The sequence below is a fragment of the Actinokineospora sp. HUAS TT18 genome, from assembly GCF_051364635.1.
In the GTDB taxonomy this organism is placed as follows: domain Bacteria; phylum Actinomycetota; class Actinomycetes; order Mycobacteriales; family Pseudonocardiaceae; genus Actinokineospora.
On sequence record NZ_CP195645.1, the window covers coordinates 1,437,633 to 1,463,800 of the forward strand.

Genomic DNA, 26,168 nt, shown 5'->3' on the forward strand with positions numbered 1-26,168 from the left:
GCGGTCAGCTCGCGACGATGTAGAGCGGAGCGGTGATGCCCTGACAGGCGTCCTGGTTGCTGTCCAGGTTGTTCATCCCGATCGTTACGGTGCCCGTCACCATGCCTGACGGGGCGATCGGGCCATAGGCGATCGTCGGCACGCCCACGGCGTAGTCCAGGGCAGAACAACCCTCGACCGCGGTCCACGCGGTGCCGTCGGTGTTCGCCACGGAGATCGCGACATTCGCCAGGGTCTGACTGCCCGAACTCGGGTTGGTCACCGTGAACGACATGGTCTGGGTGGGACCGCCAGGAGTGAGCGCGGCACCTGTCGGCGGAGAACTCGATACGACGAACGCACTGCTCGTACCGGTGGTCGCCGAGCCGCTCCCGTATCCGGTCGATGACCAGTACGCATAGGCGATACCGCCGCCGACGACGACGGTGGCGACAGTGGCGATGATGACTGTGGTGCGACGCGTGACTGTGGACCTCATGTGATCTCCCGAATCTTGTCGATGCGCGACGGAAGGGCCCGTCGTGGATTCACGAGCCGCCGATGCCAGAAAGTCGCCCGCGATGATGATCGAACAGGCGATCGGAAATGATCGCTGCATTTCCGGCAAGAGCGCACGGGTCGACTCTCAATTTTGACCCATGTTCGCTCGTATTAGCTTCATCGGATACCCGTTAGTCCACGTTACCAATTCGACCGCGGTTCATCCGTTGGAGAAGATCGTAACCCATTGCGACCGTTTGCCTGAATAATAAGATCAAAAGGCGATCAACAATGGTGGCGCAAGAGTATTCTTTGGGCTATTCAGGTCGCACTGACCAGGCAAAATGCGCGATCGCGCCTCAGGTGGCGCAATGTCAGCAATATTTTGGAGAACTCTCGCCTATCGCGCGAGCGTTGACCTGAATCCGGCCCAGGATGCCCGTCGGCGACTCGCGCAATACTTGATTCTTACTTGGAATCAGGTCCGTGGAGCACAGCGACCGGGCAAGGCGCGTGGTGGATCAGTGCTTGACTGGTCGACCCCATGGTCAGCCCGGTGAATCCGCCCCGGCCGCGGCAGCCCACCACCACCAGTTGGGCGCCCTCGGCCTGCTTGAGCAGTAGCTTCGCGGGCCTGGACCGGCGCACCACGCGGGTCACCACGACATCCGGGTACTTCTCCTGCCAGCCCGCCAGCCGCTGGACCAGCAGCGTCTCGGCCTCGTCGACGTAGGTGTCGAGGGAGAACACCGGCTCGACCGGCCAGTCGCTCCACGCGAGAACCGCGCGCAGCTCCGCGCCGCGCGTCGACGCTTCCTCGAAGGCGAACCCAACGGCCCGCTCGCTCAGCGGTGAGCCGTCCGCACCGACCACGACCGGGCCGCTGTCGGAGGTGCCGTCGCCGCGCACCACGATCACCGGGCACGTCGCGTGTCCGGCGATCGCGACCGCCGTCGACCCCACCAGCAGCCCGCTGAACCCGCCGAGTCCACGCGACCCGACGACGACCAGACTCGCGCGCTCCGACCTCGCCAGCAGCACCGACGACGGGTTTCCCCCGACCGCTTCGTCTGTGACCTCGACACCGGCCACCGCCTCTCGCGCCTCGGCCAGGTCCGCGTGGGCTTTGGCCACAAGCGCGGCGTGCAGTTGATGGGCGGCGACCAGGGCCTCGGGGTACCCCGACACCGGCCAGGTGTAGACGGCGACCAGGTGCAGCGGCAGCGCGCGCCGCACCGACTCCGCCGCGGCCCACCTGGTAGCGCCGACCGCCGAGGCTGATCCGTCGACACCGACCACGATCGCACGGTCCGGAATGGTCATGAGATTCCCTTCGGCTCGATTGTCCACTAAGGACCGAGGTTGTCGCTTGTCGTAGGGTTCCCACCAGAGCCTCCGCACCGGGCAGGCTTATGGGCCGCGGTCGGGTCGGCTCAGTCCCGGGCGCCTGGCCGCGGCTTCCGTCGGAGCTGTGCTTCGTCGATCGTTCCGTCGACGATCTGGGCGGCGACGTCGCTGAGCCTGCGGTTGTGACTGCGGGCGTAGTCGCGCATGACCTGGAACGCCCGGTCCATGGGCAGGTCGGCCTGCTGCGCGAGGACGCCTTTGGCCTGTTCCAGTTGGACGCGGCTGGTGAGGGCCGTCTGCAGCTGGGTGGCGAGCAGTTCGCCCGCCGCGATCGCGCGTTCCTGGATCAGCCCGACGGTGGCGACATCGGCCATCGCCTGGCCGGTACCGAGGTCGGCGGCGCTGAGCGTGCCCGGGCGGGTGCGGAACAGGTTCAACGCGCCGATGGTCTGCGTGCGCAGCCGCATCGGGAGCGCCTGCGCCGAGCGGAATCCGAGCTCTTCCAGGCGTTGGGTGAACGCGGGCCAGGTCGCGCGCATCGCGGGGAGGTCGGCGCGGGCCACCGGGCGGCCGGACCGCCAGCAGTCCAGGCACGGACCTTCGTTGTTCTGCAGTTCGTAAAGCTCCAGCAGGCGCGCTTCCTCGGTCGAGGACGCCATGACGTGCAGGGCGCCCTGCTGGTCGGCGAGCATGATCCCGGCGGCGTCGGCGCTGAGGAGTTCCACGCTGCGGCTGGCCAGCGTGTGCAAGAACTCGATGACGTCGAAGTCGGCGACCAGTGTGTCGGCCAGGTCCACGAACGTGCTGGCGAGCAACTGCTCTCGGCTCGTCATGAGGACTCACTGTCATCAAAGGACATCCGCCGGTTGACGACGTCGGCGGCGACGGCGGACACCGTCCGACCTGAAGAGTACGCGTGGGCGCGCAGCCGCAGCAGGGCCTCGGCGAGCGGGACGCCGAGCTGGATCGTCATCATCCCCGTGGCCTGGTGCACCTCCGCTCTGTCGTCGATCGGTCCGACGAGCCCGTTGTGGCGGTCCTGCAGGTGCAGGACGACCACGGTCGCCGCGTCGGCGTAGGCCAACGCGTCGGCGAGTTCCGGGGTGGTCAGGCGGCCTGGGGTGTCGCGGTAGAGATCCAGGACGCCGACGCGGATGGCGCCGACCCGCAGCGGGAAGGCGAAGATGGCCTGGACACCCGCTCGGCGCACCGCGGCGCCGAACCGCGGCCAACGTGTGGGCCCGTCGGCGCCGAGGTCCGGTTCGAGCACCGCGCGACCGCTGTCGGAGGCCTCCACACACGGGCCCTCACCGAGGGCGAACTGCAGCTCCTCCAACTGTTCGGCCCGCGCGTCGGTCGCGGCGAGCACCACGCCACTGGGCCCGTCAGCGGTCATCAGCGCGAAACCGACACCGCTGACGGGCAGCACCGACAAGCACTGCGCGCACAGCCTGGCGGGCAGCGCGGTGTGCTCGCCATCGGTGATCGCTGACAGGATCTCGGCGACCCTCGCGTTGCGCATGTGGTGTCACCTGTCCGGACCGGCGGGGCACGTGAGCGCGCGGGCGAGGTCGGGCTCGACGTCGAACACGCCGTCCAGCCCGGCCACGGTCAGCAGCCGCAGCACCGGGCGGGCGTGTGCGACCAGGAACAACGTGGTCCCCTTGGCGACGGCCGCCTCGCGGACAGCGAGCAGCACGGTCAGACCGGACGCGCCGAGGAATCCGACCTCGGTGAGGTCGACGATCAGCCGGGGGCCGGTCTGGCGCAGGTGTGCCATGAGTTCGTCCCGCAGCCGCGGGACGGTGCGCAGGTCCACCTCGCCGTGTACCGCGACCACCAGCGCGTTCGACGCGGCCGTGGCGTGGGTCATCGGTTCTGTTGAGGGTCGGTCTGTCGACGCGGACCGGACGGCGGTCATCCGTTGACGCTCGTGCTCACGGTGACTCCTTGGTGGATCGGCTCTGGAGAAACCGACACCGGCGGATACGGACACGGTGGCTGGACGAGGGACCGGCCTGCTGGGGGTTGATGCCCACGGCTTCCCTTGACGCGTCAACGAGCCGACGCGTGCGTCGCCAAGGTCCGGAGCGAAGCTCTAACCACCACGACCGGCTCCCAGCCGGGTCCCCATGGACTCGACGGAATGCCGTCATCGGGTGATGCACCCTCAGCGTAGCCCACCACGAGGCCTGCGGGGGACACCGACGGCGACTAGACTCGACGATATCCGGACATGACGACATCCCATCCCGAGATGCGAGCCCCTCCGGCCACCGCCTCGAAAGAAGCATCGACTCATGTCCTCGCTCCCCCACCGCCCGAGGGTCCAGCCAGAATTCGACCCGACGCCTCCTCCAGTGGGGCCTGAACCGGCGATCCAGCCCGCCGAGCAATCCACCCGCGTGCCCCGCACACGCACCGGGACGGCATGGGCGGCGATCAGCGCGGGCACGCTCATCTCCATCGCCCTGATCATCTTCCTGGTGCAGAACACCCGCACCACCGAGATCAACTTCCTCTGGATGACGACCAGCACCTCGCTGGCGGTGGCGCTGCTGATCGCCGCGGTGGGCTCAGTCCTGCTCACCCTGATCATCGGCACGGCACGCATCACCCAACTGCGTCGCCTCGTTCGAGGCCGGACGGTCAAGCCCACCAGACAGCGATAGCGCAAGCCCGCCCCGTCACGACAAAGGCCGCTTCCCGCGAAGGGAAGCGGCCTTTCGCCAGAAGGGACATCAGGGGATCGCGGCTTCCTGGCCGGCGCGGTCGTCGAAGAGCTGGACCCAGCGGCCGTCGAACCCGCCGTTCGCGGCGGTGTACCAGGCGCCGCGGAGCCATTGGCCGTTCTCGGTCGAGCCGCTGGTGTTGACGGTTCCGTCGTGGACGAAGAAGTCGTGCTGCCACCAGTACGAGTTGGGCGAATCCGAGCGCCCGCTGGCCAGCTGGCGGGTCCAGCCGGAGCTGTCCTTGCCGGTGCCGCCGTAGGCGGGGAAGTCGTCGGACGACCCCTCGATGTCCTCGTCGGCCTCGGCGGAGTACGCGCCGTAGAGCCAGCCCTTGTGGATGAGCCCTTCGCGGCCGTCGGTCAGGTCCGACGCGCCGTTGTCCCGCGACTTGCTGTAGAAGCGCTGGCGGCCGGTGCTGACCTCCACCGCGCCCGCCTCGTTCGTCACCGGCGACTCCAGCACGACGTCGTCCTGCGCCGACGACAGCCAGTGCGTGGACCACGCCGGGTTCTGGGACCAGTGGGTCGGGATCATGTCGGCGATGTCCTGCAGCTCGTAGGTGAGGCGCTTCGCCTGGTACCAGTCGACGGTGTGTTCGTTGTCGTGCCCGGCGATCAGCGTCGACGCGTTGGCGAAGGTCAGCGGTTTCGCGCCCCACGCGCTGACCGCGGCCGAGGACGCCTGCGGGACGAAGATGTAGTGCACGTTCTTGTTCTCGTCCTTGCCGCTGATCTCGACCTCGGCGTCGTTCGTCACCGACTGGCTGATGAGGGAGCTGTAGGAGTCGTTGACATATCGCAGCTCGTGCGCGTGCGTGCCGAGTACGCTGCCCGCTTCGTCTGCCTGCCACACCATCAGGTGGCGTCCCGTCGCGGTGTTCATGAAGTTGAAGCCGGAGTCCCCGCGCTTGCGGATGATGTGCTCGTGGTGGTGGGTGATGGTCGAGTTGTTCACGTACTCGCCGACCGCCCCTGGCGTGCCGGTGACCCCGCGGACGACGATCTCGATCCGCTCCCAGTCGTGGATGGCGGATCCCTCCTTGTCCTGCGCGTTGTAGACGTGGAACAGCATCACCACCGACTTGACACCGCCGGTCGTGTACTCGATCAGCGAGGTGTAGAGCGTCGGGCGGATGCGCCACCTGGCGTACGGGCTCGTAGTGGCCTGCGCGGCGGAGGCGGCCACGTAGTGCTCGCTCTCCAGCCAGCGGAGCCGGTTCGTCGCGAAGTTGCCGTCCTGGTCGAAGTCGAAGTTCGCCAGCCAGTCGCGGCCGTCCTGGCCGTTGTCCTCGTTGGCCCGCTTGAAGATCACCGGCGCGTAGTAGTTCAGATACGCCTGCCGCTGCGCCGTGGTCAGGTTCGACACCGCGGCGTGAGCCGGTTGGTTGCCCACCGCGGGCATGATCGCCAGCGCGAACACCGCGACCGCCAGCACGCGGACCAGTGCTCGCGGAGTCCTTGTGGAGAAGGGAATGGATGGGATCAGAGCGCCGAACCGCACGCTTCCTCCTCTGTGGCAACAGATAGAGCGTCCGACTGCTCGACGTCGAGTCGGGCGCGCCTTCATCTCACTATGGCACGCGGCCACGGAATCCAAGATCGCGAAATTCCTACCCCTACCGTTCCTCCGAACGCGGCCGGAAATACCTGCCGAGGCAGCGTCAACCCCTACCCGCGACGACTGCCGCCGACACCGGAGATGTGCAGGAAGATGCTCATAAACCACGCTTAGCAACCATCTTTACGCAGCGTGAGCCTTGACTTTCACTCCTGGGTGACCCAGTCTCCGGATATGGTCCAGACCACTTTCCGGCGGGTGGCGCTCTCGGTCGCCCTCCTCTCCGTGTTCCCCCTGGGGCTCTCGCAGGCACAGGCCGCGCCGGACGCCCCGACCCCGAACTCCGTCCCCGCCGTCATCCCGGCACTGCAGCAGTGGAGCGGCGGAACCGGCAGGCTTGTGTTGCGGCCCAACACCAGGATCGTGCTCGATCCCGCCGACAACGGCGCGCTGGCGGGCGTCGCCGAGAGCCTGCGCGCCGACCTCGCCGAGCTGACCGGCTGGCCGGTCGCCGTCGGCGGCGGCCCCGCGCAGGACCGCGACATCCGCCTCGACCTCGACGCCGCCGCCGACGTCGGCCCGACCGACCTCGCCGCGAAGGAGGGCTACCGCCTCAGCGCCGACACCCGCCTGACCCTGACCAGCCGCACGCCGACCGGCGCCTACTGGGCCACCCGGACCCTGCTGCAGATGCTGCGGCACGACGGCCGCGCCGAGGCCAGTGTCGCCAAGGGCCATGTCGTCGACTGGCCCAACGTCGCGGTGCGCGGGTTCATGCTCGACTTGGGCCGCCGCTGGTTCGACCAGGACTTCGTCCGCGACTACGTGCGGCACATGAGCTGGTTCAAGCTCAACACGTTCCAGTTGCACCTCAACGACAACGAGATCCAGGCACCGGGCGGCGACTGGTCCAAGGCGTACTCGGCGTTCCGCCTGGCCAGCGACAACCCCCGCTGGGCGGGTCTGGCCGCCGAGGACGGCGCGTTCACCCGCGCGGACTGGGAGCGGCTGGAGGACGTGGCCGCGCAGCGGTTCGTCAGCGTCGTCCCGGAGATCGACGCGCCAGGGCACGCCAGGGCGTTCGTCGAGTTCGACCCGTCCCTGGGGCTCAACGGCGGCAACTCCGACCACCTCGACCTGGACAATCCGCGGTCGACGCAGTTCATGAAGGAGGTCTACGACGAGTTCGCGCCGTGGTTCCGCTCCCCCGCGCTGCACATCGGCGCCGACGAGTACCCGAAGGCGCACGCGGCGAAGTACCGCGACTACGTCAACGAGATCTCCGCGCACGTGCGCGGGCTGGGCAAGGAGGTCCGGGCCTGGGGCAGCCTGTCGGTGATGTCCGGCGGGGCCACCGGCTACGACCGCGACATCACGATGCACTCGTGGAACAACGGCTGGTACGGCCCCAAGGCGACCATCGCCGACGGCTACCCGTTGATCAACACCAATGACGCGCTGCTCTACATCGTGCCGTTCGCGAACTACTACCACGGCAAGGGCCTCGACGGGCCGTGGCTGTTCGCCAACTGGGAGCCGCACGTGTTCCCGGGGAACCAGACCGTCGACCCGAAGGACCCGCTGCTGCGCGGCGCCATGTCCGCGGTGTGGAACGACCTGGTGCACGCCGACTACGACGCCGAGGACGTGCACGGGCTCGTCGAGCCGACCTTCGGCCTGCTGGCGCAGAAGATGTGGCGCGGCAAGGTGGACGGGCAGACCTACGAGCAGTTCATGACCACCGCGGGCCACGTCGGCGTCGGACCGGGCATGGAGGGGCTGACCACCACCCTGCCTGGCGGGGACCGCGGCCTGAGCCCGGCCATCGGCGCCGTGCCCGCTCTCGCGGGCGGCGAAAGCACCACGCTCACCGCGACGCTGACCAACACGGGCGTGAACCCGGTCGCCGACCTCACCGCGACCGTGACGCTGGACCTGCCCGGGGTGCGCGTCGAGCAGGCCGTGGCCGGACCCGACGCGCTCGCACCAGGCCAGTCGGGCAGCTGGACGTGGACGATCACCGCCGACCGCGACGCGCGCAACGGCACCGCCCGCGCGCGGGTCGAGTTCGCAGGCCAGCGCCACGGCTTCCGGGTCGGCTCCCGGGCGTTCGCCGCCGTGCGGACGGTGGAGGCCGCGCCGCCGGGCTCCCAGCACCTGTCGCTGAACGCCACCGCCACCGCGTCCTCTGTGGAACTCAACCTGGACCGCCTGGCCGCCCGCAACGTCAACGACGGCGACCTCGGCACCCGGTGGGCGTCGGGCTACACCGACGCGGAGTGGGTGCAGGTCAAGCTGGCCCAGCCCGCGAAGGTGTCGTCGGTGAAGCTGTTCTGGGAACCCGCGTGCGCGACCCGCTACAAGATCCAGGTCTCCACGGACGGCACGACGTGGCGCGACGCGGCCACAGTGGACCAGTCGAACTGCGCGGTCGAGTCCGTCACCCTCGACGCGCCCGACCCGGTCACCCACGTGCGAATGCAGGGCGTCAAGCGCAAGACCGGCTGGGGCTACTCACTGCACGAGTTCTGGGCCTTCGGCACCCCGGCGAGCTGAGCGACCAAGGAACGCACAGCGGGTGATGTCGTCTCAGACGACGGCGATGGGCGCCGCCACCATTGACGGTTACGGCGCCCATCGGATCTCAGTGCCGTGCGGCGCCCGCCCTACGGACCAGTCGGTCAGGGTGTCAGGTTGAGCGACCAGGTGTCGATCGTGCCGACATCGGCCTGGTAGACGTCCCGCACGCGCGGCTTCCACGTGCCGTTGGCGCTCTCGCCTGACAGGTTGACCGAGTAGGAGCGGTCGATGTTGTCCGCGCTGCCACCGGACTGGTTGTGCGGCGACTCCGCGTGGGTGGTGTGCTCACCGCCCTTGACCGCGTTCGCCGGGCCGACCCCTGGCAACAGGGTCGCGACCAGAGCCATGACGACGGCGATTCGGCGCCACATGGCTCTCCTCGATCGGACCCGGGGTGAGGGGCCTTGCGTGTCCAGCCCCTCACCCCGGTGGATCAGACGGTCACGGACCAGGTGTCGAGGACACCGGTGTCACCCGGACCGTTGTCGCCGATGCGCAGCGTCCACTGGCCGGACGCGGCCTCGCCGCTCGCGGGCACGACCGTGAACGTGCGCTGTCCGCCGAACGGTGTGCACTGCCAGCCGCCGTCGCCGTAGCGCTGCAGCGTGTACCAGCGGCCACTGGGCGAGACCAGCGTGATCTGCAGGTCCTGCAGGCAGGTGTGCGTCGCGGTGACCTTCACCGTCACCGGGTTCGCCGCCGCTCCGGCGGCTGTCGAGGTGACCTTGCTCTGGAGCACCTGGAAGTCCCGGATCGGGAAGTCGGCGTCGTTGGAGAAGGTGCGTCCGCCGGTGGTGCCGGTGGTCTTCACGCTCAGCGCCACGGTCGGCTTCGACTTGTTGCCCGCGGCGTCCTTCGCCTGGACGGTGAACGAGTAGGTCGTGTTCGCGGTCAGCCCGCTCACCGTGGCCGAACTGCCCGCCACACTGGCAGCAAGAGTGGTGCCGTTGAACACGTCATAGCCGGTGACCCCGACGTTGTCGACCGCGGCGTCCCAGCTCAGCGACGCGGTCGTGTCGGTGACCCCGGTGGCGCGCAGGTTGCCCGGCGTCGTGGGCGGCTCGTCGTCGCCACCACCACCCGGCTGTGTGCGGGCGCTGACGGCCGCGCTCGCCGCCGAGGAGTTGCCCGCGGCGTCCTTCGCCTTGACGGTGAAGGTGTAGGAGGTGTCGGCGGCGAGTCCGCTGACCGTCGCCGAGGTCCCGGTCACGGTCGTGGCCAGGCTGCCGCCGTTGAACACCTCGTAGCCCGTGACGCCGACGTTGTCGGTCGAGGCGTCCCACGCCAACGACACGCTGCTCGTCGTCGTTCCGGTCGAGCGCGCGTTCCCCGGCGCGGTGGGTGCCTGGGTGTCGCCGCCGGTGAACAGCGTCAGGTTCCACTTGGTGAGGGCCTCGTTGAGCGGCTGGAACACCGCGTTGTCACCGGTCGGGCAGTTGTTGCCGTTGATACCGCCCTCGTGCAGGCCGACAGCCTTGTCGCCGGACAGCCACACACCGCCGGAGTCGCCGCCCTGCGAACAGGCGGTGGTGACCGTGAGGCCGTTGATCGTCAGGCTGCCGTTGTTGTAGACCATGGTGTGGTTGAGCTTGGTGACCCGGCCGCACTCCCAGTTCGGCGCGGTGTTGCCGGAGTGGCACACGGTCTCGCCGACGATCGCGTCCTTCGACCCGGTGACCGCCACCGCGGGCTGGCCCCACGTGTTGACCGCGGCGGACAGCGTCCACCCGGCCTCGGTCACCGCGACCAGGCCCATGTCGCCCTCGGGGCCGTTGATGCTCTTGCCGCCGCCCGGGTTGACCGTCCCCAGCCGGTTCTGCTGGCCGCTCTGGCCGTACGCGGCCTGGTTGACGTCGTTGGTGCAGTGTCCGGCGGTCACCAGGTACTTCGTGCCCGCGGAGTCCGTCGCCCCGACCCCGACCGAACACGGGGTCTCCGACCCGGGCCACCAGCCGTCGCCGGGGTTCACCTCCCCGGCCTGCTGCACCGGAGACGTGTCGGTCTCCTCGATCCGCACTCCCCCCAGTGCGCGCGCGGCCGCCACGAACCGCTCGGTGACAGGGGTCTTCTTGGTGCGGTTGATCCGGACCAAGACGTCGTTCGTGGTGACGTCGACGCCGTGACCGTTCACGCCGGGGACCCCGGCGGCCAGTGCGGTCACCCGCGCCGTGATCCGGTCCAGTTCGGCCTGGCCGCGGCCGACGACCTTCGCTTCGGCGCCCGCGGCCCGCGCGGCTTTCGCCGCGGCCTGGTCGGTGACGGCGACGGTGAGCTTCCCGGTGCGCTCGTCGAACCACATGCCCGCCGACTGGTCCACAAGGGACTGTGGCAGGCGCTTGCGCACCACCCGGGCGGCTTCCTGTTCCCGCAACGTCTTGCGCGCCTCATCGACGCTCATGCGCAGGTCTCTCGCGACGCCCTCGACCATCGCGGGCTGGAACTCTTCTACTGTGGATGGTTGAGCGGCGCCCGCGGAACCGGTCACGACATAGGAAGCCGAGACCACCGCCACACCGAGCGCCGCGGCGCCAACCAGACCAAGGATCTTCGCACGCGATCGCATGCGTGACCTCCTAAGTGGATATGCCTTGCTTGCAGGGTTCGGCGAACATATACCGAGGCACAGCAATGGCATCGCGGTCGCGATCTTTAAGAGTTCAGTGTTTTGCGAGGATAAATGGGGAAAGCGCACGAGCGCGTCCGCACCCATGGGCGCACGCCTGCCGCGCGCTCCAGGAAATCTGGGAATCCTTAACTCTTAACGTTCACGCGCTCAATCGGGCCGCCCGACCAATGGTCAGGCGGCCCGAGTGAGCGTCAGCTACGCCTTGTCGGCGACGACGACCAGGTACTCCCAGTCGCTGACCAGTGTGCCGTCTGTCGAGCGGTTCGACGTGGTCGCCAGGGCGATCAGGTCGTCGCGGAAGGCGCGTTTGCCGTCGTCGTCCAGGCGGCCTGCCGCGGCGTGGGTCGGGCCGTAGTGGGTGAGGAAGAAGTCGGCGAAGTGCTCGGCGGACGGGAACCGCTGGGCGACCGTCGCCGTGGTGGTGTTCAGCGACGACACGCGGTCGCCGAGGAGTTCGCGCATTGTCTCGGCGGTGCCCCACCGGGTGGGCGGCATCGCGCCGGGCGGCGGCGCGGCGTGCCTCGACACGGTCTTCAGCAGCTGCCCGATGAAGCCCGTCGGGGTCCAGCTCGCGACCGCGACGCGGCCACCGGGACGGGCGACCCGGACCAGTTCGTCGGCCGCGCGCTGGTGGTCGGCGGTGAACATGACGCCGATCGCCGAGAACACGTAGTCGAAGCTGTCGTCGTCGAACGGCAGGTTCTCCGCATCTGCCTCGCGGAAGTCGATGTCGAGCGCCTCCGCCTCGGCCCGCCGCCGGGCGGACTCGACCAGTGCGGGCACATAGTCGATCCCGGTGACCTCGCAGAACCGGCGAGCGGCGGCGAGCGCGACATGCCCGGTCCCGGTGGCCACGTCCAGCACGCGCGCGCCTGGGCGGATGTCGGCGGCCTCGACCAGGGTGTCGGCCAGCGGAACGGTGATCCAGGCGATCTTGCCGTAGTCGCCGCTGCTCCACACCTTCTGCTGCTTCGCCTTGATCTCGTCGAACGACAGAGTGTCGGTCATTGTGCTACTTCCTTCGTGTTGTGCTGTTCTGGCAAGGAATACGGGGAGATGACCGCCAGGTACGGGTCGGAAGATCCGGACCACTCGTAGCCGCGGACCTGCTCGGCGGCGCGGCGCCCGGTGATCGCGCGGAAGAGCTCGTAGTCCTCCGCGGCGACGGTCGCGGCGGGTTCGCCGCGGCCCAGCACCCATTCGCGCCGGTCGCCGCTCAGGCGGAGCGCGGGCAGGCCGCGTTCGGCGATGCGCGCGTGCAGCCACTTGCGGTACATCGCGAAGCCGAACCGCGCCGCGGCGGACTCGGGATCGGGTGGCAGGCCGAGCGCCTCGCGCAGGTCGTCGAGGTGCACCGCCAGGTCCGACGCGGGCGAGGAGACCAGCCAGGCCGGGCCGTCGGGACCGGTGCCGCGCCGCAGCATCGCGACCAGTTCGCGGCTGTGCTTGTCGAACTCGTTCAGCACCGCGGAGAAGTCGAGCCCGGCGCGGGCGGCGACCTGGTCGGCGGTCCAGCGGTCGCGCGCCGCGGCGACGCCGGGATCGCGCCAGGCGTCCAGGGCGCCCGCGAAGTAGGTGCCGCGCACGGAGTCCTGTGCGACGCCGGTCAGGTGCGCCACCAGGTCCCGCACCGTCCACTCCGGACACGCGGGTACCAGCGTCGCCAACGCGGCGGGGTCGAGGTCCTCGACCAGCGCCCGGACCCGGCGCTGTCCGTCCTCGTAGGCCCACGCGGCGCTCCAGCGGGCGACCCGGTCGCGGGTGAGCACCTCCGACGGGCGGCGCAGCTTGGTGAACGTGTCCAGGAAGCCCTGCCCCGCGACGGGATCGGCCGCGAGACCGGCGTAGTGGGCGGCCGATCCGTTCGTGCCGAACCGGGCGAGTTGGAACGACCAGTCGTAGTGCTCTTCGGCCCGCGCGTCGCGCCACCGCTGGTACCCGCTCAGGTCGTCGCCCTCGGTCAGCGCCGAGGCGAGGTACCATGCCTGCTCGACGGCGTCGCCGATGCCCTGCGCGGTGGACGGGTGCTTGAAGTGGCCCGCGTCGCCGAGCAGCGCCCAGCCTGCGCCTGCGGCCTGGCGATAGTGGCCCCGCATCATGGTCTCGGGCACCACGACCAGCGGAGAGATCCGCTCGGCGCTGTCGAGCAGCCTCGGGTTGAGCACGGCTGGGAACTGGTGCAGCCCGTCGCGGTAGCGCCGCTCGCGGACCTCGGCGGACCCGCGGGTGAACTCGGGCGGTCCGGCGAGCGAGAGCAGGTGGATGCCGTCCTCGGCGGGCGCCGACATCAGCGCGGCCCGCTCGTGCAGGTCGATGTGGCACCACTCGGACTCGGGCAGCCCGCGCCAGTACGCCATGAGGAAGGCCATCTCGCCCCGCCGCTCCCCCTCGGTCGGCAGGCCCAGGCGTCGGGCGACGGTGGACATGCGTCCGTCGGCGCCGAACACCCAGCGGGACTCGATGCGCTCCCCGGTGTCCAGCACGACCCCGCGCACCGGGTCGGTGCCGATCAGGTCGTCGACCTGGCGGCCGAACAGGGTGTGCACCCCGGCGTCGCGGGCGGTGTCGACCAGCGTGGCGTCGAGGACGATCCGCCGGACGGACGCGGCGCGGTCGAACCCGCCGACCGGGGTGAAGTCGCCCGCGACCTGGTGCCCGTGCACCCGCCAGCCGAAGTGCACGAACGGGATCCGGTGCGCGGCTTGGAGCCGCCGCAGGACGCCGAGTTCGTCAAGGCGCTGGAGGGTGTTCGGAAACATCATGTGGGTGGACACGGTGTCGCTGGGGAACTGGTCGCGGTCCAGCAGGAGTACCCGCCAGCCCGCCTGGGCCAGCCTGGTCGCCAGGGTCGCCCCGGCGACGCGGGCGCCGACGATGATCGCGTCGTATCGCTCGCCCATCACGCACCCACCTTCACCATGACCCGAGGCGTCGCCGTCACCACGGCCGACAGCAGCAGGAAGACCGCCAGGACCGCGCCGAGCCCGGACCATCCGGCCAGCATGAGTCCGACTCCGCCCAGAGCGCTCCCGCCGAAGTACCCGAACTGCACGGCGGCCGCGCGCACGCTCATCGCCTGCAGCGGCCCGGCGCCGAGGTCGAGCCCGAGTGCGCTGCCCGCCATCATCCGCATCCCGGCGAGCAGCGCGGTCAGGGCGAACAGCGCGACCGACATGCCGAACGACGGCCGGAACGAGCCCAGCAGCACTGCCGCGGCGGCCAGGGCGGGGCTGGTGACGAGCACCAGGCGGCGCGCGGCCTGGACCACCCAGCGCCGGGCGAGGAAGGTCCCCACCACGTACCCGGCCGCGCCCGCGCCCAGCGCGGTCCCGGCGGTGGTGACCGCGACGCCGTGGGCGTCGGTGAGCAGGCTGCCGCTGTAGACGAGCACCCCCGCCCAGCCCGCGAACGCGAGCAGCTCCCCCGCCGCCCAGCGCGTCACGCCGGGTCGCCTCAGCGGTGAGCCAGCCGACGCCGGTTCCGGCCCCTCGCGGTTCCGCCCATGCACCCCGACCAGCGCGAACAGGCTGGCCGCGAGGGGGAGGAGCCAGGTCAGCCGCCAGCTCTGCGCGCCGAGCACGCCGACCACCGGCATCCCCACGACCCAGGCGATCGGCTGACCGATCAGCGCCCAGGACAGCACCTTGGCGCGCTCGCCGTCCGGCGCCCATCTGGCCGCCGCGGCGAGCCCGGCGGCCAGGACCAGCGCCATGCCCGCGCCGAGGACGACCTGCGCCGTGGCCAGCACCTCGAAGGTCGGCGCGACGGCGCTGGCCGCCGACGCGGTCGCGATCGAGGTGAGCCCGGCGGAGAGCAGGTCGCGCAGGTCCCAGCGGCGCCCGCCCGCGAGCAGGCCGAGCGCCACGAGCGCGGCGACCGCGCCGGAGACGGCCCGGAGTTGCCCGGCCGTCGCGGCGGAGACACCGAAGGCCCTGGCGACGTCCGACAGGACCGGCGTCAGGACCAGCAGACCTGCCTGGCCCGCGAACAGGCACCGGAACAGGGTGGCGGCGGGAGATGTCATCGTGAGTCCTTTGTCGCGGTGGTGATGGACTCACGATGCGCGGTTAACGTTGAAGATCCGTGGAAGTGCCGTTGACCAGCGCGACCCAGCGCGCGGCCGCGCCGATCTCGGCGAAGACACTCACGGCGGCGCGGAGCCTCTGCGCGGGGTCGTCGGCCACCCGTGCCCACGCGCGCAGTGCCAGTGCCCGCCGCCACGGCAGCCGGTACTCGGTGAAGACCCGGACCGCGTTCTCGTGCGCGGCGTCGGACTCGGCGTGCTGTCCCCGGGCCGCCGCCAGCGCGCCCCGGGCGAGTTCGACCGTGCCCAGCAGGCCCCGCCAGTCCTGTCCCCCGGCCAGGATCTCCGCGCAGCGGGACAGGTGGTCGGCGGCCGTTCCCGTCTCCCCTTCGACGGCATGGACACGCGCCAGCTCGGCTCGGACGGCCAGTTCGGTCGGGACCTGCGGGCCGTCCACGCCGAGCGCCAGGGCACGTTCCCACGCGGCGACCGCGCCGTCCAGGTCACCGAGCAGCTCCCGGACGCCCGCCAGCCAGCGCGCGTTGAGTGCCGCGTCGTGCCGGTCGCCTGCGGACTCGTCGGCCGCGAGCGCCGTGGCCCACGCCTGCTCGGCGCGTTCCCAGTCGCCGTCGAGGAACAGCAGCAGCCGCCTGGCCACGGCGTCGGCGGGCAGCGGTTCGGCCGCGCGCCGGGCGGCGGGCAGCTCACCCATGGCGGCCATGGCGAGCACCACCTGGTCGACCACGGTGTCGTGCGGATGTCCGAACCTGTCGAAGCGGGCCTGGGTCAGGCCGCGGCGGCACCACACTCTGGCGGCGCCGGGGTCGAGCAGGTACTCGGTGGCGCACAGCGCGGCGGCGTTCACCGACGCCCAGCCGAGGTAGGCGTCGCCGAGTGCGTGCGCGTCCGCCCACATCCGCTCCAGCACCGCCGCCGCCTCGGCGGGCTCGCCGCGGTTGAAGGCGAACCAGGCGCGCCCCCACGACGCGAGCACGCCGAGGTCCAGCCTGCCCAGGTCGCCTGCCAGCGCGACCGCGTCGGCGGAGGCGGTGCCGAGCAGATCGGTCCGCAGCCCGTACATGGCGGCCTGCGCCAGGCCGCGGAGCACCTGGAAGTCGTGGTCGTCGCGCAGCCTGCGCGCGGCCGTGAAGTGCTCGATCGCGCGCGGGATGTCCATGACCGAGTGGTGGGTGGACAGCGCTCCCCCGATCCGGCCGTGCACGGACGCGACCGTCGCCTCGTCCTGGGCGTGGCCGAGGGCCGATTCGAGCAGCCGGACCGCCTTGGGGTAGCCGATGCTGGACTTGATTCGGAGCATCGCCGCGCGAACCTCGGCCGCCGCCAGCCGGTCCGCTGGCCCGTCGGCGAGCAACGCGACGGCGGCCTCGGCGTGTGCGATGGCTTCGTCCCACGCGTAGAGGCGCCGCGCCTCGTCGGCGGCCTGGAGGCTGACCTCGGCGGCCCGCGCGGGGTCCGCCGCCGGACCGGCCGCCCGCAAGTGGACGGCGGCGGTGACCACATCGCCGGCCCGGCCCGACTCCAGCAGCGCCGTCGCCGCCCGCAGGTGCAGGCGCTGCCGTCGCGGGACGGGCAGGTCGGCGTACACCGCGTCGCGCATCAGGTCGTGCGGGAAGGCGTAGCTGACCGTCCACGAACTTCCCGACACCACCAGGAATCCCGCGCCGACAGCGTCCTCGACCGAGTCGATCAGGCGCTCCTCCGGCTCATCGGACAGCCGCAGCAACAGGCCGAACTCCACCTCTCGGCCGATCACCGCGGCCTGGCCGACGACGTCCTGGGTGTGCCGCGGCAGGCCGCGCAGCCGGTGCCGCAGGATGTCCCGCACGCCGGAGGGCACCGGCCAAGCGTGGCCGCCCAGTTCGCCGCGCGCGTCGAGGTCGCGGACGACTTCCGTCGCGTAGAGCGGATTCCCGCCGGTGTTGTGCCACAGCCGTCGCACGAACTCCGCGCCCGGTGCGGCGCCGGTCAGCTCGGCGACGAGCGCTCCCATGTCCACTTCGGACAGCGGGCGCAGGTCGAGCCGGTCCGCGACACCGCGGCCCTCGACCTCGGCGAGCAGTTCCAGCAGCGGGGCGTGCCTGCCGCCCGACGGATCACGGAAGCACACCGCGACGAGGACTTTCGCGGGCAGGTGCCTGACCAGGTGCCCGAGCAGCAGCGCGCTGGCCCGGTCGACGCGCTCGGCTTCCTCGACCACCAGCACCACCGGCGCCATCGCGGCGAGCCGCGCCAGCAGCCAGCCGACCGCGCCGAACACCGCCTGCCGGTCCTCGGCGGGCGACTCGGCGGGCAGGTCGAGCAGGGCGGCGAGCCGGTCGCGGACCGCGTCAGGCGCCGCGGCGAGCACCCCCGTGGCGTCCACGCTGGACCGAAACGCGTCGGCGACCGGCTGGTATGGCACCGCCCCGGCGTGATCGCAGCGGCCGATCAGCACAACCGCCGGGTCCTGCGCGACGCGGTGGGCGAACTCGGCGACAAGCCGGGTCTTGCCGACACCCGCCTCCCCGGAGACCACCACCACCCGACGGTCACCGTCGCGGACCGCACGCCACTGGTCGAGCAGCCGGTCGAGCTCCGCGGCCCGCCCCACCATGCGCACCCGCCGGGCCACGGAGAAGATCGCGTCGGGCGGGGCGGCCGCCGGAGCGCCCGCCTGCCGCACCGCATGGTTTCCGCGCAGCGCCGGGTCGTGCCGCAGGATCGCGGTCTCCAGTTCGGCCAGCGCGGGCCCCGGGTCCAGCCCAAGCTCGTCGGCGAGCCGCCGCCGGGCCGCGGCGTGGACCGCGAGCGCGTCCACCTGCCTGCCCGACCGGTAGAGCGCGAGCATGAGCTGCCCGCGGAGCCGTTCCCGGTAGGGATGGTCGGCGACCAGCGCCTCAAGCTCGGCGACCACGTCCTGGTGGCCGCCCAGCGCGAGATCGGCCTCGATCCGCCCCTCCAGCGCCACGAGCCGCGCCTCGTCGAGCCGCGCGCTCTCGGCGGCGGCGAACTCGGGATACCCGAGGTCCTCCAGCACCGGCCCACGCCACAGCCCCAGCGCCTCCCGCAGCAGCCCCGCCGCCCGCCGCGCGTCCCCGAGCCCGAGGGACTCCTGCCCCAACCCGGCGATCCGCTCGAACCGCCACGCGTCGACCTGCTCGGGGTCGAGCCGGAGCCGGTAGCCGGGCCGCTCGGTGACCAGAGCCGCCCCCGCCCGCCCCAGGCGCTTGCGCAGGTGCGACACGTGGGTGCGCAAGGTGATCTCGGCGCTGGCAGGCGGCCGGCTGCCCCACAGCGCCTCGATCAGCCGCCCGGCCGTGACGACCTTGTCGAGGTGCAGCACCAGCATGGCGACCAGCTCACGCTGCTTCGGACCACCGAGATCGAGCCGCTGCCCGTCATCGGTGGCCGCCAGAGGACCGAGGATGCTGAGCCGCAGTCCGGACGTCACATGTGGAAAGTACGCCCGCCCGGTGCGTCGGCGCCCGTGTCGCGCGGGCGCCGACGCACCGGTCAGTTGGTCAGCGGCGGAACCAGCCGCCGTCGATGGTGGTCGAGCCGGAGGCGGGGGTGGTTGCGACGCGGTTGGCGCCGGTTTCCCAGATGACGGGTTTGCCCGGCTCACGGATGATGAACTTGTACTCGATGCGGGTGTTGGCGGGCAGTGCGCTCGAACCCCGCCAGCGGGGGTAGGTGCTGGCGTCGGTGGTCATCGGCACCGCGTTGGCCGTGTTCCAGCTGCCGAGAGCGGGCACGCTGCCGACGATGTAGACGTTCTGGCCCCAGGTCGTGTGGGCCTGGACGGTGTAGTCGCCGGTGACCGCGGGGGCGGTGGTCGAGCCGGTGTGGAAGGCGGTCGCGGACTTGGCGGGGACGGTGATCGTCGCCCGGCCGCCGCTGACGGTGACGCTGGAGGCGCAGGTGGTGATCACGTCGCAGTAGGTGCCGTCCGGCAGGCCGGTGGTGTACTGGAAGGTGTGGGCGGCGCCGCTGTTGTTGATCGCGACGAAGCCGGTGGTGCCGCGGCCGAAGCCGATGACGTTCGACGCCGGGGACTGCCAGTTGGCGACGTTGGCCGCACCGACCGCGTTGTGCCAGCCGACCATGCCGACGATGGCCGGGTCGCGGTTGAGGCAGTGCCAGCCGCTCGCGCAGTTGGTGTCGGTGACGTAGCCGTTGGAGTTGGGCGGGGCCTGGTCGTTGAACGAGAACTCGAAGCCCGCGTACACCGTCGGGGTGGTGTGCTTCCACGCCAGTTGGAAGACGTTGGCGAGCTTCGCGGCCGGTCCGTCCTTATAGGACAGGTGGCGGCCTTCGCGCTCGGTGTCGTGGTTGGTGACGAAGGAGACCGAGTTGGCGGCGGGGAGGATGCCCCAGCTCGTGCCGAACGACGACAGGGAGGCGATGTCGCCCTGGAAGGCGCCCTTCATCTTCTCGGCGTAGGTGAAGTCCAGGACCCGGCCCGAGTTGTAGTAGTCACTCGGGGCGGGCGGCTGGCCGGGGAAGACCTCGTGGAAGACGAACGGCCGGACACCCGCGGTCGTGTTGTTCAGCTGGTTCACGATCGCGGCGAGGTCGCCGCTGGGGATGTGTTTGGCGGCGTCGACCCGGAAGCCGTCGACACCGAGGGCGAGCTGGGCGTTGAGGTAGCCCGCGATCTTCGAGCGGACCGACGAGCTGCTGGTCTTGAGGTCGGGCAGCTCCAGCAGTTCGCAGTTCTGCACCTCCCACAGGTTGCCCCAGTTGCTGATGCTCCGCGGGCAGACGTCGACGTTGTAGTCGACGCGGTCGTACATGACCGGGTCGTACTTGTCGGACAGGGTGGTGCCGTCGTAGCCGACGCCGGTCTGCGCGGCGGTGTGGTTGATTACCGCGTCGGTGTAGACCTTGATGCCCGCGTTGTGGCAGGTGGTGACCATGGCGGCGAACTCGGCCTGGGTGCCGAACCGGCCGGTCAGCTTGTAGCTGTAGGGCTGGTAGACGTCCCACCAGACGCCGTCCGGCCGCTTGAGCGACTCGGCGGGCGGGGCGACCCACACCGCGCCGTACCCGGCCGGGTCCAGCACGTTCGTGCACTCGGCGGCGACCGAGCGCCAGTTCCAGGCCCATAAGTTGGCGATCACGTCACCGTTGGGCACCCCGGTGTCCGCCGCGGCGGCGGGCGCCTGGCCCGCCCCGATCCCGACGACGGTGGTGGACAGCGCGGCCGCGAGCAGGGCGGTACGCAGGACATTTCGACGCACTCTGGTTCTCCTGACAATCGACGGTGAGATCAGGGAGCGAGCAGCTGCGCAACTTCTTGCAGCGTAAATTCCAGGTGTCGGCCACGTCAACGCCCAGTTCGCGCCCGGCGACACGTCCATTTCGACCGAACAGATGGCCGATCGGTTGCAAGACCTTTCGGCAAGCTTGCAAGCGCTGTAGCGTCGGAGACACACGAACAAGCCACGACAGGGGAGAGTCGCCATGACTCTGGACGACACGCAGCGCAACGACTGGTGGCGCGACGCCGTCATCTACCAGGTGTATGTCCGCAGCTTCGCCGACAGCGACGGCGACGGGATCGGCGACCTGCCCGGCATCCGCTCCCGCCTGCCCTACCTCGCCGACCTGGGCGTCGACGCCGTGTGGATCACGCCGTTCTACCCGTCGCCGATGGCCGACGGCGGCTACGACGTGGCCGACTACCGCGACGTCGACCCGATGTTCGGCACCCTCGCCGACGCCGAGGCGCTCATCGCCGACGCCCACGCGCACGGTCTGAAGGTGATCGTCGACCTCGTCCCGAACCACACCTCCTCCGAGCACGCCTGGTTCCGCGCGGCGCTGGCGGCGGGCCCCGGCTCGCCTGAGCGCAACCGGTATGTCTTCCGGGAGGGCCGGGGCGACCTGCCGCCCAACGACTGGGAGTCGATCTTCGGCGGCGACGCGTGGACGCGGGTCCCCGACGGCGAGTGGTACCTGCACCTGTTCGACTCCGCGCAGCCGGACCTCAACTGGGACAACCCGCACGTTCGCGAGGACTTCCGCGGCATCCTGCGGTTCTGGCTCGACCTCGGCGTCGACGGCTTCCGCGTGGACGTCGCGCACGGGATGGTCAAGGCCGACGGCCTGCCCGACGTCGGCGCAAGCGAGCAGCGCAAGCTGCTCGACACCCGCCCGCTGCCGTACTTCGACCAGGAGGGCGTGCACGAGATCTACCGCGAGTGGCGCAAGATCCTCGACTCCTACGAGCCGCAGCGCATCGGCGTCGCCGAGGCGTGGACGCCCGCGGCCGACCGGACCGCGCGCTACGTGCGCCCGGACGAACTGCACCAGGCGTTCAACTTCCATTACCTGACCACGGATTGGGACGCGCCCGCGCTGCGCGAGGTCATCTCCGCCTCGATCGCGGCGATGGCCCCGGTGGACGCGCCCAGCACGTGGGTGCTGTCCAATCACGACGTCCACCGGCACGTCACCCGCTACGGCGACGGCGAGGTCGGGCTGCGCCGGGCGCGCGCGGCGGCGCTGCTGACCCTGGCGCTGCCCGGTTCCGTGTACGTCTACCAGGGCGAGGAACTGGGTCTGCCCGAGGTGCTCGACCTGCCGGAGGACGCGCTGCGCGACCCGATGTGGGAGCGGTCGCTGCGCACTGAGCGTGGTCGCGACGGCTGCCGGGTGCCGATCCCGTGGACGTCCGACGGCAGCGCGTTCGGCTTCGGCCCGGACGGCTCGACGCCGTGGCTTCCGCAGCCCGCCGCCTGGGCGGAGCTGTCGGTGGCGGCGCAGGTCGGAGCGGCCGCGTCGATGCTGGAGCTCTACCGCTCGGCGCTGCGGCTGCGGCGCGAGCACCCCGCGCTGGGCGACCGGCCCGCGCTCGAATGGCACGACGGTGACCCCTCGGTGCTGCGGTTCGCCCGTGTCGACCAGGCGTCGGACCGCCGACTACACTGCGCAATCAACTTGGGCGCCGCGTCGGTGACCGTCCCGGTGGCGGGCACCGTGCTGTTGGCATCGGGGCAGCTGGACTCGGACAGTGGTGACGTACTGCTGCCGCCGGACACCGCAGTGTGGTGGGAGGACTGATATGGCCCAGACATCGGCCGCCGGTGGAAGCGCCCGGCTCAGCGACATCGCCGTGCAGGCGGGCGTGAGCGAGGCGACGGTCAGCCGGGTGCTCAACGGCAAGCCGGGCGTGTCCACCACCACCCGACAGTCGGTGCTCGCCGCGCTCGACCTGCTCGGCTACGAGCGGCCCGCGCGGCTCCAGGAGCGCAGCGCGGGCCTGATCGGGCTGATCACCCCGGAGCTGAGCAACCCGATCTTCCCGGCGTTCGCGCAGGTCATCGAGCAGGTGCTGACCCGCGACGGGTTCACCCCGGTACTGTGCACGCAGAGCCCTGGTGGGTCCACTGAGGACGAGCTGACCAGGACGCTGGTCGAGCGCGGCGTCAACGGGATCATCTACGTCTCGGGGCTGCACGCCGACTCGACGGCCAACATGGACCGCTACGTCAAGCTCGCCGGGCAGGGCGTGCCGTTCGTGATGATCAACGGCTACACCGAGCACGTGTCGGCGCCGTTCGTGTCCACTGACGACCGTGCGGCGATGCGTCTGGCGGTCCAGCATCTCGTCGAGCAGGGGCACCAGCGCATCGGCCTGGCGGTCGGGCCGCGGCGGTTCGTCCCCGTGGTGCGCAAGATCCAGGGGTTCGTCGAGCACATGCGCAAGGCGCTGCCGATGTCGGCGGAGGAGGCCGAGCAGCTCGTGCAGCACTCGCTGTTCACCGTCGAGGGCGGCCAGGCCGCGGCGAACGCGTTGATAGACCAGGGATGCACCGCGATCATCTGCGGCAGCGATCTGATGGCCTTCGGCGCGATCCGAGCGGCCCGGCACCGCGACCTGCAGGTGCCGCGCGACATCTCGGTGATCGGGTTCGACGACTCGCCGCTGATCGTGTTCTCCGACCCGCCACTGACCACGCTGCGGCAGCCGGTGGAGGCGATGGGCCAGGCCGCGGTCAACGCCCTGCTCGAAGAGGTGGCGGGCACGCCCGCGCCGCACGCGGAGTACGTGTTCATGCCGGAGCTGGTGGTGCGCGGCTCGACGGCGGCGGCTCCCGTCAAGTAGCACGCAAGCGAAACGGGACCCGCGACGAGTGTCGCGGGTCCCGTTTCGTGTTGTCAGACCAGGCGTTCGCCGGAGTCGGCGTCGAAGAGGTGCACCTCTTCGGGGTGGCGCAGGGTCGCGGTGATGGTGTCGGCAAGCGCCGGAGGCGTGCGGCCGTCGACGCGCATCACGATGCGAGGGCTCTCCGGCACACCGGCGATGGAGGCGTGGACCAGGGCGTCGGCCCCGAGTTCCTCAACCAGCTCCACGACGAGTTTCACGCCGTCCGCGCCTTCCGAGGCCACCGCCAGCGACTCGGGGCGGATGCCCGCGGTCACCTTCTCCGCTTGGACCGTGCGGGGGAGGGGCACGTCGAGGTCGCCGAGGCGGAAGGTGCCGCCGGAGACCGGGACGGTCAGCAGGTTCATGGCTGGTGAGCCGATGAAGCCTGCGACGAAGGCGTTGGCGGGTTTGTCGTAGAGGTTGCGGGGGGTGTCGCACTGCTGGAGGACGCCGTCTTTGAGGACGGCGACGCGGTGGCCCATGGTCATGGCTTCGACTTGGTCGTGGGTGACGTAGATGGTGGTGGTGCCGAGGCGGCGTTGGAGGGCGGCGATGTTGGCGCGGGTCTCGACGCGGAGTTTGGCGTCGAGGTTGGACAGGGGTTCGTCCATGAGGAACACCGCGGGGTCGCGGACGATGGCGCGGCCCATGGCCACGCGTTGGCGTTGTCCGCCGGAGAGGGCTTTGGGTTTGCGGTCGAGGTACTTCTCCAGGTCGAGCAGGCGGGCGGCCTCGGCGACCTTCTCCGCGATCGCCGATTTCGACAGGCCCTGGAGTTTGAGGGCGAAGCCCATGTTCTGGGCGACGGTCATGTGCGGGTACAGCGCGTAGGACTGGAACACCATCGCGATGTCGCGCGCCTTCGGCGGCATGTGCGTCACGTCCCGGTCGCCGATGTGGATGGCGCCCTCGTTGACGTCCTCCAACCCGGCGAGCATCCGCAGCGCCGTCGACTTGCCCGAACCGGACGGGCCGACCAGGACCAGGAACTCGCCGTCCTCAATGGACAAGTCCAGTTGGTCCACCGCCCGCACCGGCGGCGAGCCCGAGTAGACCCGGGAAGCGCTGTCGTAACTGACCTGGGCCATGCCACATCCTTTTCGTCCGCTGGACGGTCGAGCCGCCAGGATGCCGCATCCTTACCGGCCACACCAGGGGCTTGCAAGACTTTCTGCAACTTTGCGGCAGACTTTTCGGCATTTTGGTCTCAGAACGGTAACGGATGCCGAATCTAGGTTCCCTTGGCCGCAACCTCCGTGGAAAGTCCGCTTAACAAGCGAGCAGGCCAGCCCGGTTCGGCCGCTCTGAATCAATTCTGGAGGCGTCGTGGTTACACATGGCCGCATCGTTCGCGGTGCCGCGCTGGCCGCAACCCTGATCCTGGGCGTCAGCGCCTGCGGTTCGTCGGACACGGGCAGCGGCGGCGGAGCGGGCGCCGCTCCGGGCGCGCTGGAGGGTGTCGGGCCGATCAGCCTGGTGACCGGCAAGGACACGTCGGGCAACCTGCAGAACCAGGTCGACGGGTGGAACTCCGCTCACCCCGACCAGAAGGTCACCGTCATCGAGCTGCCCGAGGACGCCGACGCGCAGCGCCAGCAGATGGTGCAGAACGCGACGACGAAGTCCGACGCGTACACCGTCCTCAACCTCGACGTCATCTGGACCGCCGAGTTCGCGGCCAACCAGTGGGTGGCGGAACTGCCGGAGAAGGAGATCCCGCTCGACAAGCTGCTGCCCGCGACCGTCGAGACGGGCAAGTACTTCAAGAAGCTCTACGCCGTGCCCACCACCAGCGACGGCGGCCTGCTCTACTACCGCAAGGACCTGCTCGACGCGGCGGGCGTCAAGCCGCCGACGACGTGGGCCGAGATGTACGCGGCCTGCGACAAGGTGATCGCCGCGAACCCCGCGCTGTCGTGCTACGCCGGTCAGTTCGAGAAGTACGAGGGCCTCACGGTCAACTTCAGCGAGGCCGTCAACTCCGCGGGCGGTGACGTCGTCGGCGACGACGGCAAGCCCAACGTCAACACCGACAAGGCCAAGGCGGGCCTGGACTTCCTCGTCAACGGCGTCAAGGACGGCCGGATCGCCGACAAGGCGCGCACGTTCAAGGAAGAGGAAGGCCGCCGCGCGTTCCAGGCCGGTGAGCTGATCTTCCACCGCCAGTGGCCGTACCAGTACGCCAAGGCCAACGCCACCGACGGCTCGTCGCAGGTCGCGGGCAAGTTCGCCGTCGCGCCGCTGCCCGGCCTCGACGGTCCCGGCTCGTCCACCCTCGGCGGGCACAACTACGCCATCAGCTCCTTCGCCAAGAACAAGAAGACCGCGCTGGACTTCATCAAGTACATGGTCGATGAGAAGCAGCAGCGCGCGAACCTGGAGAAGACCAGCCAGGCGCCGAGCTGGGCGGCTCTGTACGACGAGCCCGCGCTGGTCGAGAAGTTCCCGTACCTGACCGAGCTGAAGAAGTCGATCGAGAAGGCCAAGAAGCGCCCGGCCGTGGTCAAGTACCAGGAAGTGTCCTCGGCGATCCAGGAAGCGGCTTACTCCGCGATGAGCGGCAAGACCAGCAGCGCCGACGCGCTCGCCGCGCTGCAGACGAAGCTGGAAGGTCTCACCAAGGGCTGACCCGGCCGCCCCGCCAGGGATTCCCTGGCGGGGCGCTGT

19 protein-coding genes are annotated in these 26,168 nt (G+C 70.4%); 5 read left to right on the forward strand and 14 right to left on the reverse strand.

Translation table 11 applies throughout. The features are described from left to right. Window positions 1-4: 4 nt before the first annotated feature. The 5 genes from ACSHT8_RS06340 to ACSHT8_RS06360 all read right to left on the reverse strand — a co-directional run bounded on the left by ACSHT8_RS06340 (window position 5) and on the right by ACSHT8_RS06360 (window position 3,700). Window positions 5-607, reverse strand: coding sequence for a hypothetical protein (locus ACSHT8_RS06340; RefSeq protein ID WP_436498604.1), 603 nt, complete (start codon window positions 605-607; stop codon window positions 5-7). A gap of 341 nt (window positions 608-948) precedes the next feature. Next, the gene (locus ACSHT8_RS06345) at window positions 949-1,803 is read right to left on the reverse strand and encodes a universal stress protein (RefSeq protein ID WP_436498606.1); all 855 of its coding nucleotides are present in this window, start codon (window positions 1,801-1,803) and stop codon (window positions 949-951) included. Between the two features lie 110 nt (window positions 1,804-1,913). Then, window positions 1,914-2,660 (reverse strand): GAF and ANTAR domain-containing protein, encoded by a 747-nt coding sequence (locus tag ACSHT8_RS06350; protein ID WP_436498608.1) that lies wholly within the window; start codon window positions 2,658-2,660, stop codon window positions 1,914-1,916. Beyond that, entirely contained in the window at window positions 2,657-3,349 is a 693-nt protein-coding gene (locus ACSHT8_RS06355; RefSeq protein ID WP_436498610.1) for a GAF and ANTAR domain-containing protein, read from the reverse strand. Before ACSHT8_RS06355 ends, ACSHT8_RS06350 begins: the two co-directional genes overlap by 4 nt. Window positions 3,350-3,355: 6 nt before the next feature. Next, a complete protein-coding gene (locus ACSHT8_RS06360; protein WP_436498612.1) occupies window positions 3,356-3,700 on the reverse strand; it encodes an STAS domain-containing protein in 345 nt (114 codons plus the stop codon). A gap of 532 nt (window positions 3,701-4,232) precedes the next feature. On the opposite strand from ACSHT8_RS06360, the gene ACSHT8_RS06365 reads away from it, so the two are divergent. Beyond that, window positions 4,233-4,499 carry a LapA family protein gene (locus tag ACSHT8_RS06365; protein WP_436498614.1) on the forward strand — a complete coding sequence of 89 codons (267 nt, stop codon included), beginning with the start codon at window positions 4,233-4,235 and terminating at the stop codon, window positions 4,497-4,499. Between the two features lie 69 nt (window positions 4,500-4,568). On the opposite strand, the gene ACSHT8_RS06370 is transcribed toward ACSHT8_RS06365, so the two are convergent. Further along, the gene (locus ACSHT8_RS06370) at window positions 4,569-6,059 is read right to left on the reverse strand and encodes a hypothetical protein (protein ID WP_436498616.1); all 1,491 of its coding nucleotides are present in this window, start codon (window positions 6,057-6,059) and stop codon (window positions 4,569-4,571) included. A 291-nt stretch (window positions 6,060-6,350) separates the two neighbouring features. On the opposite strand from ACSHT8_RS06370, the gene ACSHT8_RS06375 reads away from it, so the two are divergent. Beyond that, window positions 6,351-8,672, forward strand: a complete 2,322-nt coding sequence (locus ACSHT8_RS06375) for a family 20 glycosylhydrolase (RefSeq protein WP_436498618.1) — start codon at window positions 6,351-6,353, stop codon at window positions 8,670-8,672. 125 nt (window positions 8,673-8,797) lie between these two features. Here ACSHT8_RS06375 and ACSHT8_RS06380 read toward each other — a convergent pair whose 3' ends face one another. The 7 genes from ACSHT8_RS06380 to ACSHT8_RS06410 form a co-directional block, all read right to left on the reverse strand. Continuing rightward, a complete protein-coding gene (locus ACSHT8_RS06380) occupies window positions 8,798-9,067 on the reverse strand; it encodes a proprotein convertase P-domain-containing protein (protein WP_436498620.1) in 270 nt (89 codons plus the stop codon). A 62-nt stretch (window positions 9,068-9,129) separates the two neighbouring features. Further along, window positions 9,130-11,259, reverse strand: coding sequence for a fibronectin type III domain-containing protein (locus ACSHT8_RS06385; RefSeq protein WP_436498622.1), 2,130 nt, complete (start codon window positions 11,257-11,259; stop codon window positions 9,130-9,132). Between the two features lie 258 nt (window positions 11,260-11,517). Further along, window positions 11,518-12,330, reverse strand: coding sequence for a class I SAM-dependent methyltransferase (locus tag ACSHT8_RS06390; RefSeq protein WP_436498624.1), 813 nt, complete (start codon window positions 12,328-12,330; stop codon window positions 11,518-11,520). Beyond that, a complete protein-coding gene (locus ACSHT8_RS06395) occupies window positions 12,327-14,222 on the reverse strand; it encodes an FAD-dependent monooxygenase (RefSeq protein ID WP_436498626.1) in 1,896 nt (631 codons plus the stop codon). The genes ACSHT8_RS06390 and ACSHT8_RS06395 overlap by 4 nt, the downstream gene beginning before the upstream one ends. Continuing rightward, complete coding sequence (locus tag ACSHT8_RS06400) at window positions 14,222-15,346, reverse strand: MFS transporter (RefSeq protein ID WP_436498628.1); 1,125 nt, start codon at window positions 15,344-15,346, stop codon at window positions 14,222-14,224. Before ACSHT8_RS06400 ends, ACSHT8_RS06395 begins: the two co-directional genes overlap by 1 nt. A 43-nt stretch (window positions 15,347-15,389) precedes the next feature. Beyond that, on the reverse strand, window positions 15,390-18,797 hold the full coding sequence (locus tag ACSHT8_RS06405) for a BTAD domain-containing putative transcriptional regulator (RefSeq protein WP_436498630.1): 3,408 nt from the start codon (window positions 18,795-18,797) through the stop codon (window positions 15,390-15,392). 70 nt (window positions 18,798-18,867) lie between these two features. Beyond that, complete coding sequence (locus ACSHT8_RS06410) at window positions 18,868-20,589, reverse strand: carbohydrate-binding module family 20 domain-containing protein (protein WP_436498632.1); 1,722 nt, start codon at window positions 20,587-20,589, stop codon at window positions 18,868-18,870. A 223-nt stretch (window positions 20,590-20,812) separates the two neighbouring features. Here ACSHT8_RS06410 and ACSHT8_RS06415 point away from each other — a divergent pair, with 223 nt between their 5' ends. Then, window positions 20,813-22,414: a glycoside hydrolase family 13 protein gene (locus ACSHT8_RS06415; protein ID WP_436498634.1), complete on the forward strand. Its 1,602-nt coding sequence runs from the start codon at window positions 20,813-20,815 to the stop codon at window positions 22,412-22,414. A 1-nt stretch (window position 22,415) separates the two neighbouring features. Next, window positions 22,416-23,459, forward strand: coding sequence for a LacI family DNA-binding transcriptional regulator (locus tag ACSHT8_RS06420; RefSeq protein ID WP_436498636.1), 1,044 nt, complete (start codon window positions 22,416-22,418; stop codon window positions 23,457-23,459). A 53-nt stretch (window positions 23,460-23,512) separates the two neighbouring features. Here ACSHT8_RS06420 and ACSHT8_RS06425 read toward each other — a convergent pair whose 3' ends face one another. Then, on the reverse strand, window positions 23,513-24,589 hold the full coding sequence (locus ACSHT8_RS06425) for an ABC transporter ATP-binding protein (RefSeq protein WP_436498638.1): 1,077 nt from the start codon (window positions 24,587-24,589) through the stop codon (window positions 23,513-23,515). Window positions 24,590-24,827: 238 nt separating this feature from the next. Here ACSHT8_RS06425 and ACSHT8_RS06430 point away from each other — a divergent pair, with 238 nt between their 5' ends. After that, window positions 24,828-26,129 carry an ABC transporter substrate-binding protein gene (locus ACSHT8_RS06430; protein ID WP_436498640.1) on the forward strand — a complete coding sequence of 434 codons (1,302 nt, stop codon included), beginning with the start codon at window positions 24,828-24,830 and terminating at the stop codon, window positions 26,127-26,129. Window positions 26,130-26,168 lie beyond the last annotated feature (39 nt).